Below are 13,901 nucleotides of genomic sequence, written 5' to 3'. Positions count from 1 at the left end.
ACATCACTAGTAACTCCGTTAAATATTTTGAGGTTGCGTCTGTACAGCGATGTACCTGCTGATGGTACGGACACGGCGTTCATTGCATGCTTACGCCGAGTCGCAAGTATGTGGGGCGTCCTCCCGGCTTGGATGCCCCTTATTAAAGGCAATAGCCTTAGGTACACCATAATGGGATTCCCTTATATTCCACCATTCACCCCGGGAATCGTTGGTGCAAGTCCAACATGTACCACTTTTTATTACAAAAATCTTGAGAGGTTTCTATGGCAGGCATAAAAGTTCCCCAGTATGACATCTTTAAAATCAATACTAAGAAGCTTAGGTACTATAATTGGGACCTGAAGATTTCTAAGCGTGACGCTTTCCTCTGCGGAGAGATAGTCTCCCTCTTTGAAGCCCAAGAGTTTCGTCTTATATCCCAGATACTAGACAGACCCATAAGCGAGATAGACTTTTCTCAGTATATCTTTGTCCCAGAAGTTGAAAATAAGGCTGACTTCAAGCGTATAACATCTAAGGGTGTAAAGGTCAATGGCATTCTCTTTAAACGCTTTGTTGGGACCCCTAATGGCCTTAAGCATAATACACTGATGTTTGTGAATGTTGAGGTATTGGATGAACTTAATAGACGCTGTGATTGTGGAAGAAAAGCTATCCCTATTATCCCGTCAAAGCTTGAGGCTTATAAGTCACTCTCCTGTTCTGCTTCTCAGCCTATCTGCAGTCCTAAAGGTATTCTTGTGGTCCCAGACTGTATAACGCATATTTCCGAAGATGTTATTAACATAGACTGCCCTTTAGATAGTGCTGACCCTAAGATAATCCCTGTGGAAAATGAGTCTCTCGAAAACAATACTGCAGATGGATTCAGTATATGTACTGTGGATTATATGTACCGTGTGGCTGAAAGCCTTGGCCTTGATTACCTTCCCGGTGGTGTATGTCTTAGAAATGCTTGGTTTAAAGGCATGCTCTACCCATTCCCTATAATGGAGTTCTTTGAAACTTATTATGACAAGGATAACGTGACGGATATATGGGGAAATGAGCATAATATCGCAGATATAGAAATGATCACTACGGAGTCTTCTTTAAAACTCTGGAAAGCCTATGACAGTATTGAAGATTATATAAGACTAACCGAGGAGAATGGATATACCTGGGCGGTAACTAAGATATCCCCTAGGGAGCTGGATGACCAAAGAGAACTTAATTACCAGTATCTGCAGTCTTATGATTTTGATGATGAGGATATCGAAGAACTCTGCGCTCCGACTGTACAATATCTAAAAGATGCATTGTGTGGGGATTATGAATCCACTCTGAGGTTCCTTGGTATATCTTCCAACTCGGAACCCAATACTTGGCAAAGGGCCTTGTATGAGAATCCTTATATGATGGGTGATCCATTTATCATTGATTCAGTCTATAGGATGATACGCAAAAAGATAGATAACGCCAAGATAGGAAAACTGCTTGTGGATGGCAACTATCAAATTTGCTCTGGAGATCCTTTTATTTTGATGGAACATGTATGTGGGCTTCCATTAAAGGGGCTTCTTAAAGCAGGAGAAATATACTCTTCCTACTGGTCAAACAAAAATACAAATGATGTAGTTGTGTTTAGAAGCCCAATGACTTCTCATAACAATATCCGTAGATGCGAGGTGGTATGTCAGCCAGAACACGCATATTGGTATCAATACATGGATGGAATAATGATTCTTAATGGTTGGGATACAATGTGCCAAGCACTCAATGGGGAAGATTTTGATGGGGACATAAATTTCTCTACGAACAATCCAATACTGTTAAAGAGATATAGAAAACTACCTGCGCTGATATGCATACAACATAATGCGTCCAAGATTATTCCTACCGAGGAAGATATTGTTAAGAGTAATTGGAACGGAATGGGTAATCAAGTTGGGACTATAACTAACCGCATTACTACGATGATGGAAACTCAATCCCATTTTGAAAAAGGTTCAGCAGAGTATGATGAGCTTCAGCGGAGAATCGCTGCAGGGCAGCATTTCCAGCAGCTGGAATTGGACAAAATTAAGGGAATTTTAGCGGAACCAATGCCAAAGTACTGGTATGACCTACATAAATGTGAGAATGATTTCCAGCGTTCTATATGTGCCAACAAGAAACCTTACTTCATGATCTATGTCTATGATGATTATAAGGCAAGGTATAACAAATACCTTAAAGAGTCAGAGAAGACACAACAGATAACTTACGGCGAAGTTATAGAACCGGATAAAGAGTTCCTTGAATACAAGGAGTCTCGTAACCCATTTGGAATGGGACCGTGTGCAATGAATAGAATCTGTTGGTATATAGAAGGCCAGTTTAAAGGAATTGTCTCCAAGGTAAAGAGGGAGTCAGTGTTTGATTACGAACTGCTTAAGTATGGGGTATCTTATTCTTCTGACCTTAAAGGCAAGATGCAAGAACTGGCAAATGAGTATTCTATAGCGGTCCATGAAAATCTGAAAAACACAGACTATCTTAGCCGGGAACAGGGGAATAATAATCGTAAGCTCGTGCAAAGATATTATAGACAAGAGGCCGAAAAGCTCATTCCTAACGATGAACAAAGATACGATGTGATACTTGATCTTTATTACGGGAATGCAATCAACAGGCAATTTTGTTGGGATGTGATTGGTGAGATGATTGTGACTCGAGTAAAAGATTTGCAGCACTAGCAATAATTAACAGTAACAAAGTGGGAGGATTGGGATGATAATAGCTGACGAGAAGAAGTATGTTGAGGATATTCTAAGAGAAGGTAGTAAACCCTCTAACATGAGCGTGAAAGGGCTTATTAGATATATCGCAAGGTATTATTATGAGAAATTCAAGGATGAAGATTTAAATACTTATATCCGCTACGTCCTTGATGTAATCGGAATGATGAACATGTCTCTCCTTGAATATCAGGAATATAGGTTTGCTGATTTTACAAGACAGTATTGTAAACGCTTAAGAGATGGATCTTTCCCTCATGAACTGCGTGAGGTATCTGAAATCTCTTTTACCGAAGAAGAATTGAAGATAATTAACAGCGCGGTGTATAGAAAAGAGCGCAAAGTCCTCTTCGCCCTCTATGCTCTTGCGAAGATATACTCTCCTACTCTTGGGTGGATTAACTGTTCGGAAACAGATATTTTTAAATATGCTAATGTCCATGTGACTTATAAAGAAAAACTTCAGATACTTCATGCCCTTTATAACGATGGCTTAATAGAAATCAATCACATGATTGATAAGAGTGGTTATCGCGTGAATCTTGTCCCTGATTCGCCAGTTGCATATGTCACAAAGGATTTGAATGATTTCGGAAAGCAGTATCTTTCTATGACGAGTAAGGAGTCCGAGCCTGTCCATTTATGACCCAGTTTATATTTATTTTATATTTCAGTTCAGTTCCTTATAAGGGATAGGGAAATTTGCAAGTCTACGACTGTGAATTTTGTAACTGTAATTGGATAAAAAGGATAAAAAGGAAAAAGAAATGGAAGTAATGAACAGATCGGAATTTATTAGAGAGATATCTCTTCGATCTAATGTTGAGGTTGAGGATGTCCAGAAGGTCATTGAGGCTGGAGAAGATATTCTCATGAATAGCTTCCGCGAAGGTGAGGCTGTTCGTCCCTTTTACGGGATAACATTAAAACCAAGGCCGGTAAAAGATGGAGAATATCTCAATCCTAAAACGTTGGATATTGTAGAGGTAAAGAACAGAAAAACTATAGGCATACTGCTTTCGACTACATTTAAGCAGAAGCTTAATGGGACAGGATGACACTCTTTATACAGAGTGTCTTTTTGTTTGAGAATGAAAGGAAAATAATATGGCAAAGATGATCACGCCACGCAATCCCAAATCCGTGGCCCGTACTCCTATCGGCGTATTGCGAACGGAGTATAACATGCTTGCCGATGATTACACTGATGTAGTTAATGGCGAGAAACTATTGTGTCCGTGTTGTGGTGAATGGAAAAAAGCTACGGCTTTTTATCAGGACCAACGTTTTGCAACCGGGCGTTTTTATTTTTGTACTGAATGCTTGTTGGATATGGCGACAGATTACGACAAGAAGACAAAGACTCGCACGGATAACAGAGAAAAGACAATGAAAGTATTGCAATTACTTGATCTTCCTTTTATAGAGAGTTTATATCAGAACTGTCTAAAAAAGATTGAGGAAGATACAGGCGAAAGGCAGCGGCCTACTGCTTTCCAGATGTTAGTTACTCAGTATAAATCTTTTCCTCAATACAAAGGTAAGACGTGGAAAGATAGTAGCTACACTGCTACAGATGAAGATCTTGATGATGAAGATAGTGAGGGCGTTGCAAAGATTAGCCCGCGCACCGTTAAGAATGGACGCAAGAGATTTGGTGCCGGCTATTCAGATGAGGAATATCAATTCCTTGAGAATGAATATCAAGAATGGATGACTCGCTATGAATGCAATACAAAGGCACAGGAAGAAATCTTTGAGCGCTTGGCTATGAAGAAACTTGAGATCCATAAGGCTACGTTGGCAGGCGACTCTACAGATAAGCTTGATGCTACTTATCAGCAATGGCTTCAAACGGCAAACATAACCCCCAGACAGTCCGCATCTAACAATGTAACTGATGCGCAGACGTTTGGAACTCTTATACAAAAATTTGAAGAGGACCGCCCTCTTCCGGAAATCGATCCAGAACTAAAGGACGTAGATAAAATAGGTTTACTTATAGATGTTTTCTTTAAAGGACATCTAAGTAAAATGTTCGGACTGAAAAATGCTTTTGCAAATATCTATGAAAAGTATATGAAGAAATACACTGTTGAACCTCCGACATATGAAGAGGAAGAAGACAGTGAATCTATCTTCGACAGGGTATTTGGTAATATGGATGGCTAAGGCTGCTAAGAAAACATTTGCAGAAGTACAACAAGAAAAATCCGAACGAATAATGGAAGGTGTTGGCTATTGGGCCTCCTTCTATCGAGAGAATCCTCAGCGTTTTGCTGCAGAGTTCTTGAATGTTAAATTAAAAATATTTCAAAAGATACTTCTATACATGATGATGCACATGATACATTTCATGTATTTCGCCAGTCGTGGGTTAACTAATGGCTCTGCTATATAGAAATATATAGTTATAATCGGGCAAAATCGGTGGACGCTGAAATGCCAACACCGAGGTAACTATCATGAATTAAAAGGCATGATAACACCGTAACGCGCAGATAGTGACGAAAAGAATAATCTATCCAAGAGTGTCCGACACCTTAACGTAAAGTCGTAGGTGAAAATGTGCGCTGAACTTATAGGAAAAGAACTATAAGAATCAGAGGATAAAAAGCCTCTGAGATAACATATTGCCGGCAAGACTTGGTGTACAAGTCTCTATTGTGTAATTAGATGTATCTTATACCCCGGTACGAAGATATGCGTAGTATCCGGTACTAAGGGACAAGCAATGGAAGTTATCAGCAAGATAAAGGATGACTTCATGAAGAATTATGGTTGGGGCTCTCAGAATTTATGTAATGAGATACAAGCTATCTCTGATAGCCCTAATACGGGCAAGTGCGATTTTTGGAATGGCTCTTACATCCATATCGTTACTGCCAATGATAATGCTCGCCATAACAGAGCGAACGTTATCATCATAGACGAGTTTAGAATGGTTGACCTTAAGACGATCACTACTGTCATAAAGAAGTTTTTGACGGCTCCAAGATCTCCGGGCTACTTAAACAAGCCTGAATACTCTCACCTTCAAGAGAGAAACACTGAGATATATATGAGTTCCGCATGGTACTCTTCTCACTGGTGTTTTAAAAAGGCTCAGTCGTTCCTTGCGAACATGCTCGATGACAAGCGAAGTTATTTTATTTGTGGCCTTCCTTATCAGCATGCTATACAGAGCGGTCTTCTTATGCGAGAAGAAGTTGAGGATGAGATGTCTGAGGAAGATTTCGATCCCGTTTCATGGAGCATGGAGATGGAGTGTTTATTCTACGGGCAGAACAGTGATGCGTTCTTTTCTTATGAAGATTTCAATAATAGGAGAAAGATTAAGAATGCTTATCTCCCACTCTTCATGTACGAAAAACGTGGCATCCATGTTCCCGAGCTGTCACCAAACGAAAGGCGTATTATGTCGGTGGACGTAGCTCTTATGGCATCAACCAAGCATGATAACGACTCAACAAGTATTCAGATCAATGTCGCCATTCCTGATGATAAAAGGTATCGAAGTAATTATGTGTTCTTAGATAGCCGAGAAGGTCTCACCACAGATGAGCTAGGCATTATAATTATGCGTTATTTTTATCATTATAATTGCACAGATTTAGTTCTGGACTGCGCCGGAGTCGGTTTGGGAGTCTATGATTTTATTATTAAGGAACAGTATGACCCTGACACCGGAGAAACCTATGGAGCGCTTGCTGCATGCAATAACCCAGAAATGGCTGAAAGATGCAAAGTAAGAAATGCACGTAAGTGCGTTTGGTGTATAAAAGCATCTGCGGACTTTAATTCTAATGCTGCTACGGCGTTAAGAACAAGCCTTAAGAACGGAGAGATAAATCTTCTTGTAGATAGTCATGACGCTTCTGAGATTGTGAAGAAGATTCCATCTTATTCAAGCCTTTCCGAAAAGGAGCAGACGGATGTAATCATGTCATACGTCCAGACCTCTCTTCTTATAAATGAGGCTATAAACCTCGATCATGAGCTTGTAAATAATAAGGTCAGATTGAAGGAACGCAGTGGAACAAGAAAGGATAGATACTCTTCTATGCTTTATAACAACGCGGTGGTGCAGATATTGAATACTCAATTAAAACCACAACAAAGTAATGCAAAACAGATATTAGACCTTATGTATATGCGTAAGGGGAAAATAAAAAAATAAGGAGGTTGCCGAATGGCTCGAAAAAAAACAGGTGCTAATGGCACCTCTGTAGCAAAAGTGTCAACTCCGGTAGGAAAACCTAATCAAACGGTTGAAGCAATAAGTGAGCGTTTTCGTAATGAAGAGTCTGAAAGGGTAAAGAAGAATTATGATGCTGCTATGAAAGCTATGAAACAATTCAGAGACCCCAATAAGACTTCGTCTAAAAGTATGACGGCTTATACAAGGGAAACTATTAGAGGTTACCTCCAAGCTCCTGCTTCAAATGAAACGAACCTTATCAATGTTTCAAGATATTTGTATTATAGGTCGCAGATATATTTTAGGCTTGTACAATGGTATGCAACTATGTGGGATCTGCGCTGTAGGCAAGTAATACCAAAGTATGACCTAACTAAGGACAGTGACTCTTCGAAGATGCTTAAAAGCTACAATGACACACTTGATTGCCTTGAGAAATACAATATCCAAGGTAATTGGTATGACGTGGCTGTAAAGTGCTACACGGAGGATGTGTGTTATTCTTTATTCTTTAAAGATGACACGGGCTCTTTCTTTTATATTCTTGATCCCTCATATTGTGTGATTGTTGGTAAATACTTTACGGGTAATTTTGCTTTTGCAATAGACATGACAAAGTATAAAAGCCAAGCAGGTCAACAAGTTATTGAATGGATTGGTGAACCTCTTGCTTCTATGTGGAAAGAGTATGAAAGAACAAATGTTAAATACATTCAAGTCCCCGATGAATATGCCGCTTGTTTTAAGTTTAGAAGCTCGGATTGGAATTTAATAATCCCTCCGATGGCTACTCTGTTCCAAGAGCTTGCTTCTCTTATGGACATTGCAGACAATCAGGCTATAGCAGACGAACTAAGTATATATAAGCTTATTACTCTTCCAATGAAGGTTCTGTCTGGTGCCAAGATGGCTGACGACTTTGAAATAAGCCCGGACCTTGCATTTGAATACTTTAGCAAAATGGTCCAGAATGCTCTTCCCGATTATGTGGCAGCTGCCATGGTTCCGGGCGACGGACTTGATGTAGTTAATTTCTCAGATACTGCTGCCGACAAAGATGTGGATAGGTATGAACAATCTCAGAATACTATCTTATCAACGGCCGGTGGTGGTGCTGTGATAAACGCCAACAATCTTAATAACACTGCAATGTTTAACGCATGGCTTAAAGCGGAGACTGAGTTTGCAATCAGTAGTTTGCTGCCGCAGATTGAAGGATTTACAAACTTCCAACTTTCGTTTGATCTGGGAAACAGAGCTTGCAAAGTGAAATACTTTGAGGTGTCTGTTTATACCAAGAAGGATCTTGGCGAAGAACTTCTAACATCGGCGCAGTATTCTTTCAGCACTCGCCTTGCATATTTAACAACGCAGGGAATCTCTGAAAAAGATGCTTTGGCTATGGAATTCTTGGAGAATAATGTGCTCCATCTGAATACTCTTATGAATCATCCTCTGCAGAGTTCTTATACTACTGCCGGGGTTCAAGGAGAAGTTGGAGAAGGAAGGCCCGAGACGCCCGATGAAGAATTAAGCCCAAGCGGTGAACGAAGTCGTAATTCATAAAGGAGGCTGTCATGAAACATATTAAGGCTCCTGCAGAATATGACAAAACAGTTAAGACGCACGGCGCTTTTCTTAATTGGCTCCAAGAGTATTCAAAGGTAATCGTATCTATTACATTTTTTATTTTTGTAATTGTTAATTTCTATCTTCTTGTGATGTTTGCCGTTGAGTATTTTACTTCTGGCAATATGGAAGATCTGAGTGTGTTGCTATCTGAAACGCACACAACGTTTAGGGAAGTTATAGGCGGTTACATTATAAAGGCTGCGGTTGAGAACAGTTTAAAAATTGGTGGAAGTGTAATCACAAGATACATTGATTATAAATACCCGCGAGGTACAGAGGACGAAAAGGATGAAGAAGAAATTTATACTAACCCAAGAGGAGAAGACGGCTGATCTTTTAAAGGCAAGTGGTTTTACTTTTGTAAAAAAAGAAGGGAAAACATATGCCTTTGTGAATGATGGGAAGCTGACGTTCTCTACCGAGGGATGCAAGATGGTTTACACTAATCTTCTCTCGGTATAAAAGAAAGGAGCAGAGCATGAATAAGATTCTAACACTAGAAGACCTCGTAGCTTTCTGTGAAAGCGGAAAGCTGTCAAGGTTTAGCAGCTCTGAGTCTGGGTATTCTCTGAGAGTAAAGGTTCCGGCTACATACGCCAAACATGAGAGTGACGACTATACTCTTTATGGCGAAGTGAAGATAATGCACACCGGAAGAAACAGGAATGGATCTAATTTAACCCTGGATGCAATGAACAAATGCAAAAAGAATTTGGCTTATAAACCTCTTCTCGCAAACTTCTGCGAGGTGGATGGGGTTAAGGATTTTACTAGCCATGACTTCACTATCGGTGATGACGGGGAGGTAGAGTATCAAGAATTCCCTATCGGATGCTTTACTGCTGATGAACCAAGGGTTGAATATGACAAAGAAAAAGATAGAAATTATCTTTATGCTATTTGTGCTATTCCTAGAGAATACACTGCTGCTGCAGAAATTATCGAGAGAAAGGGCGGAACTAAAGTATCTGCCGAACTTGCAATCAACGAAATGTCTTACGATGCAAAAGAAAAAGAACTTGTTCTTGAAGACGTTGAGGTTGTAGGTGTTACGTGTTTAGGCACGGATCCCGAGACGGGTAATCCTGTTGAAGAGGGAATGGAAGGAGCAAGACTTGATATTGCTGACTTCTCCAATGGCTTTACTAATTATGATATTAAGCTTCTCAAAGAGATGCTTGATAAATATAAATCAGTAGAGAATTTTGCTCTACAGAAAGGAGAAGACATGGGTAATGAACAGTTAGAGCTTGAGCTTGAAGAGACCCCTATTGAGGAACCTATTGTAGAAGAGGTCCTTGAGGAAGTTCCTGCGGACGAGGTTGAAACCTTGAGTGAGGAAGTTCTTGCTGAAGAGCCTGCCGAGGAAGTAGCCGAAGACAACTTTGAAGAGACTCCCGAGGTTGAAGCTATCACAGAATCGGAAGAGACTGCTGAACCCGAAGCTGAACCTCCTGTAGAGGAAAGCAATACAGCCGAGATGTCTGTAAGTTTCGGTGAGAAGGTTTATACTTTCAAGCAGAGTTTACGTGATGAACTCTATGCTCTTAGTCAGCTCGTTAATGACACTTACGCAGAATCAGACAATGCTTACTACGAGATAGACGTATATTCTGATTCTAAGGAAGTTATTATGGTTGACTTTTGGTCTGGCAAAGCTTACAAGCAGACTTATAAGGTTCGTTCCGGTAAATACTCTCTTGTTGGTGATCGTGTATCAGTTCATGCACGCTATATCACTGACGACGAAGAGAAGGCATTGGATGACCTTAAGGCTAATTATGCAGCTGCTTCAGAGAAGCTTCAGAAGTATGAAGATGAGCCTAAGAAGATGGAGATTCTTAATTCTCCTGATTATGGGTATGTATCATCGACTGATGAGTTTGAAAAGCTTAAGATTCAGGAAAACCATTTTGACCTTAGCATTGAAGATACAAAAGCAAAGGCTGATGAAATCTTGCTCAATGCTGCTAAGAAAGCTGAGTTTGCAAATACCTCTACCAACAGTACTGTTGGAGTGGTTCGCATCCCTCCTAAGAATGTCAAGGAAGTTGGCAGATATGGTGGAATGTTTGTAAAGTAAATAGTTACGGTTAGGAAACCGTCTATATAAGTAAATGGAATAACCATTACTTTGTAACTGAGCCTTAAAGGCTCTTTTTTATTACACAAATATCGAAAGGAGAAATATCATGATTGATATCACAAAAGGCTCTCATGTAGTAAGCTTCCCTAGTAAGGTGGCTTCTATGATGGGACAGTATTCACATGTTTACAATATCGTTCTTCAGGCAGATACAGACAATGGTATGCTTGCAGGCCGTGGCGATTATGTAAGCTTTGATCAGTACGAGCAGGCTGCTCCTTCTGACGAGTTCGCTGGAAGAATTAACGAGCAGGCAGCAAATGGAAATTGGTATGTAGAGGTTACAGCTCTTCCTGCAGACGAGGAAGTTCTTGTTATCTACAATGCGGCTATCAGCCCTTATTCAGAGAGAGAGTTCCAGGATGAGTCTCTTTTCTACAATGCAGCAGGTGAGGTTGCTCAGGGTGGTGTTCTTTGTGTTGGTGACGTTATCGAACTTTCAGAGAACGCTTTCACAGGTACAATTGCTGCAGGTTCTGCAGTTAGTTTCGATTCTTCTACAAAGAAGTACATCGTTAGTGCAATTTCAGGTTGATGAGAAAGGAGGTAGAATATAATGAAATTAACATTTAGTGAGCATGTAAATGGCGTATTTGCTGCTATGCAGACAAATTACGAGGCTATGAATAATCTCATGCAGGACGTAGCTCTTGGAAAAGAGATCTACGATGCAGAGTCAGACAGAATTATTTCTAAGAAAGAAGCAAACGACAAGATCTACCAGTTCTCTCTTAAGCTTCTTGGAATTGAGAACGTACATGATAAGAAGCAGGTTCGCAGAGGCTTCCGTGATCATGGCAGAGAGTGGTTCGATATTATCGAGGATACCATTGATGCTAGAATCGCATGGGGCTTTGCTGACAACATGTGGTTTGATGAGCTTGTTGATCAGAGAAATATCGCTTATGGCGACAGACAGGATTTCTATATTGAGAATGACGCAGTGCTTTCAGTAGCAAAGGCTGGTGTTTCACACCACGACCACGTTATTCAGAGACTCCCTGCTGGACAGACAATCTCTGTTCCTACAGCTCTTTATGTTGTAAAAGTTGGTGCTGACATCAACAAATACATTGTTGGTCAGATTGATTGGACAGCTCTTGTTGATGCTGTTTCAAAGGCATTTATGGTAAAGATTCAGACAGAGGTTTACACAAACGTAACTTCTGCAGCAGCTTCTCTTCCTGTTCAGACAGGATTTGTAGGCACAGGTACTCTCTCATCTTCAACAAAGGCTGCTTTCGACGCAATCATCGAGAACGTTTCTGCAGCTAACGATGGCGCTGAAGTTGTTATCATGGGAACAAAGTCTGGCCTTTCAAAGATTTCTGCTATTGCAGACATCACATATAATGGAAACCTTATCGCAAACGCTCAGAAGGATAGCGTAATGAACTCAGGAAACATTGGTATGTACGAGGGAACAAAGCTTGTTGAGATTCCTAACAGATTCGCTTCAAAGCTTCCTCTTACAGGTTCAGGCGCTGCTCTTCCTAATAAGTTGTTTGATCCTACAAAGCTTATGATCATCCCTGTTGTTGGAGACGCAGGCAAGTTCGTTAAGTTTGTCGATGAAGGTGACACTCTTATTCTCGAGAAGACAGACCGTGGCGACTATGTATCTGACATCATGACATATGAAGTACAGAGACACTTTGGTGTTGCTACTGTTCTTGGAAGATACTTCGGTCAGTGGACACTTTAATTATTTAAAGGTGAATGAAAGGAAAATAAAATATGGCTAAGAGTAGTAAAACAACGACTAAGACAACAACAAAAAAAACTACGACTAAATCTAAACCCGTAGTAGAACAGTCAACAAAAGACATTGAGATAGTCGAAGAGCCTGTGGTTGAAATTGTTGAGAAACCCACAAAGGTTGAAAAGAAGAAGGACTTTAAATCTACTGACGGGGTTGTTTGTAGAAGTGTTACCCCGGGTTCATTGTTTGTAGATGGACCTAAGTCTGGAATGTTGTACACATTTGCCGCTTATGGCGATGAGGCTGAGATTGAGTATAGAGACCTTAAAGGTCTTATTATGATGAGATCCCCTAACATCTTCACTCCACGATTCATTGTTGAAGATGTTGATTTTATCGCAGAGACTCCTCAGCTTGATGCATTCTATTCTAAACAGTTTTCTACTAAAGACCTTAGAAAGATTCTTGAACTTCCCGTTGAAGAAATGGTTGAAGAAATTAAGAAGCTTCCTTCCGGTGCGCAGGATAACATGAAGACTCTTGCAGCTACTGCAATTGGTGAAGGTAATCTTGATAGCATTAAGAAAATTAAGGCTTTAGATGAACTTTGGGGGACACAGTTTGATGCGTTCTCTGGTTCAGAGGACTAATGACGGAGGTGAATTATGTCATCTCTATCTTATGACGAAATATTTTCAAATTTTCTTGGGAACATAACGGATCCTGCCTTGGCAAAAGAGGCAGCAGATTTAGTAAATGAAATGATGGTTGAATATCTACACAAGTCTGTGTCGGGGGTTTACGTAAGAAGACTCTTCTCTTCTATTTCATTAGACGATGAAGTGCAGACTTTGACGTATTCTATGAAACAAGCGGTAGATGAATCGGCCGATAAAGATTTTGTATCAACAGTGCTTGGTAAAGCTATGGTTGTGCAGTGGGCTACCCCACAGGTACAATCTAAAGTTAATATGGCTCAGATGTTTACGGGTTCTACGAAGAAGTTTTATTCGCAGTCAGCCCACATTGAAGAGCTCCGTGCATTAAAATCTGATATGGAAAAAGAGTTGCAGTTCTATATATTAACTCGTGGGTCATTCTATAATGGCTATGTGGAGTGGTGATATGGTATATGAATATGGTGAATTTACTCCAAATCAGGTTGCTGACATCAAGCATTTAATACAAAAGAAAATCTTTTTTCTGCTCATAGTTGTGGATCCCGAAACCCAAGGACAATATAAAAGCGTTAATGTCCCTGCAGCATTCGATGATATTTTACGAATGCTTGCGGGATTTAATGATCTTCTCAATCATCCCACCGAGGTTGTGTCAATAAGCTGCAGACTTAAAGCTGCCCTTGAGGAATATCAAAAGGGTAATGAGTATGACTTTAAGGTCTATCGCAGACTTATTCTTACAGCTGGCAAGGAAGTTGAGAGTATAAAGGAGGTGTGA

At 40.2% G+C, this 13,901-nt stretch carries 13 protein-coding genes; all 13 read left to right on the top strand.

The features are described from left to right. Positions 1-266: 266 nt before the first annotated feature. The 13 genes from BM377_RS01325 (at position 267) to BM377_RS01260 (ending at position 13,901) form a co-directional block, all read left to right on the top strand. Positions 267-2,720: an RNA dependent RNA polymerase gene (locus BM377_RS01325; RefSeq protein WP_092242562.1), complete on the top strand. Its 2,454-nt coding sequence runs from the start codon at positions 267-269 to the stop codon at positions 2,718-2,720. Between the two features lie 34 nt (positions 2,721-2,754). After that, positions 2,755-3,408 (top strand): hypothetical protein, encoded by a 654-nt coding sequence (locus BM377_RS01320; RefSeq protein ID WP_092242559.1) that lies wholly within the window; start codon positions 2,755-2,757, stop codon positions 3,406-3,408. A gap of 121 nt (positions 3,409-3,529) precedes the next feature. Beyond that, the gene (locus BM377_RS01315) at positions 3,530-3,820 is read left to right on the top strand and encodes an HU family DNA-binding protein (protein WP_092242556.1); all 291 of its coding nucleotides are present in this window, start codon (positions 3,530-3,532) and stop codon (positions 3,818-3,820) included. Positions 3,821-3,869: 49 nt separating this feature from the next. Next, on the top strand, positions 3,870-4,934 hold the full coding sequence (locus tag BM377_RS01310; protein ID WP_092242553.1) for a hypothetical protein: 1,065 nt from the start codon (positions 3,870-3,872) through the stop codon (positions 4,932-4,934). Positions 4,935-5,496: 562 nt separating this feature from the next. Further along, complete coding sequence (locus BM377_RS01300) at positions 5,497-6,942, top strand: hypothetical protein (RefSeq protein ID WP_092242547.1); 1,446 nt, start codon at positions 5,497-5,499, stop codon at positions 6,940-6,942. A gap of 12 nt (positions 6,943-6,954) precedes the next feature. Then, complete coding sequence (locus BM377_RS01295; protein WP_092242544.1) at positions 6,955-8,529, top strand: hypothetical protein; 1,575 nt, start codon at positions 6,955-6,957, stop codon at positions 8,527-8,529. A gap of 11 nt (positions 8,530-8,540) precedes the next feature. Continuing rightward, positions 8,541-8,927, top strand: coding sequence for a hypothetical protein (locus BM377_RS01290; RefSeq protein WP_092242541.1), 387 nt, complete (start codon positions 8,541-8,543; stop codon positions 8,925-8,927). Between the two features lie 146 nt (positions 8,928-9,073). Then, positions 9,074-10,678 carry a hypothetical protein gene (locus BM377_RS01285; RefSeq protein WP_092242538.1) on the top strand — a complete coding sequence of 535 codons (1,605 nt, stop codon included), beginning with the start codon at positions 9,074-9,076 and terminating at the stop codon, positions 10,676-10,678. A 109-nt stretch (positions 10,679-10,787) separates the two neighbouring features. After that, positions 10,788-11,276, top strand: coding sequence for a hypothetical protein (locus tag BM377_RS01280; protein ID WP_092242535.1), 489 nt, complete (start codon positions 10,788-10,790; stop codon positions 11,274-11,276). A gap of 21 nt (positions 11,277-11,297) precedes the next feature. Then, a complete protein-coding gene (locus BM377_RS01275) occupies positions 11,298-12,446 on the top strand; it encodes a hypothetical protein (protein ID WP_092242532.1) in 1,149 nt (382 codons plus the stop codon). Between the two features lie 32 nt (positions 12,447-12,478). Continuing rightward, the gene (locus tag BM377_RS01270) at positions 12,479-13,093 is read left to right on the top strand and encodes a hypothetical protein (protein ID WP_092242529.1); all 615 of its coding nucleotides are present in this window, start codon (positions 12,479-12,481) and stop codon (positions 13,091-13,093) included. A 15-nt stretch (positions 13,094-13,108) separates the two neighbouring features. Further along, the gene (locus tag BM377_RS01265) at positions 13,109-13,567 is read left to right on the top strand and encodes a hypothetical protein (protein ID WP_092242525.1); all 459 of its coding nucleotides are present in this window, start codon (positions 13,109-13,111) and stop codon (positions 13,565-13,567) included. 1 nt (position 13,568) lies between these two features. Then, on the top strand, positions 13,569-13,901 hold the full coding sequence (locus BM377_RS01260) for a hypothetical protein (protein ID WP_092242522.1): 333 nt from the start codon (positions 13,569-13,571) through the stop codon (positions 13,899-13,901).

The sequence above is a fragment of the Butyrivibrio sp. INlla21 genome (assembly GCF_900116875.1).
In the GTDB taxonomy this organism is placed as follows: domain Bacteria; phylum Bacillota; class Clostridia; order Lachnospirales; family Lachnospiraceae; genus Butyrivibrio.
This window is presented reverse-complemented; position numbering and strand designations above follow the sequence as displayed.

Coding starts and splice junctions, on each gene's coding strand:
- BM377_RS01295 (WP_092242544.1), top strand. CDS start 6,955: ATGGCTCGAAAAAAAACAGGTGCTAATGGCACCTCTGTAGCAAAAGTG.
- BM377_RS01265 (WP_092242525.1), top strand. CDS start 13,109: ATGTCATCTCTATCTTATGACGAAATATTTTCAAATTTTCTTGGGAAC.
- BM377_RS01320 (WP_092242559.1), top strand. CDS start 2,755: ATGATAATAGCTGACGAGAAGAAGTATGTTGAGGATATTCTAAGAGAA.
- BM377_RS01325 (WP_092242562.1), top strand. CDS start 267: ATGGCAGGCATAAAAGTTCCCCAGTATGACATCTTTAAAATCAATACT.
- BM377_RS01260 (WP_092242522.1), top strand. CDS start 13,569: ATGGTATATGAATATGGTGAATTTACTCCAAATCAGGTTGCTGACATC.
- BM377_RS01270 (WP_092242529.1), top strand. CDS start 12,479: ATGGCTAAGAGTAGTAAAACAACGACTAAGACAACAACAAAAAAAACT.
- BM377_RS01280 (WP_092242535.1), top strand. CDS start 10,788: ATGATTGATATCACAAAAGGCTCTCATGTAGTAAGCTTCCCTAGTAAG.
- BM377_RS01285 (WP_092242538.1), top strand. CDS start 9,074: ATGAATAAGATTCTAACACTAGAAGACCTCGTAGCTTTCTGTGAAAGC.
- BM377_RS01300 (WP_092242547.1), top strand. CDS start 5,497: ATGGAAGTTATCAGCAAGATAAAGGATGACTTCATGAAGAATTATGGT.
- BM377_RS01315 (WP_092242556.1), top strand. CDS start 3,530: ATGGAAGTAATGAACAGATCGGAATTTATTAGAGAGATATCTCTTCGA.
- BM377_RS01275 (WP_092242532.1), top strand. CDS start 11,298: ATGAAATTAACATTTAGTGAGCATGTAAATGGCGTATTTGCTGCTATG.
- BM377_RS01310 (WP_092242553.1), top strand. CDS start 3,870: ATGGCAAAGATGATCACGCCACGCAATCCCAAATCCGTGGCCCGTACT.
- BM377_RS01290 (WP_092242541.1), top strand. CDS start 8,541: ATGAAACATATTAAGGCTCCTGCAGAATATGACAAAACAGTTAAGACG.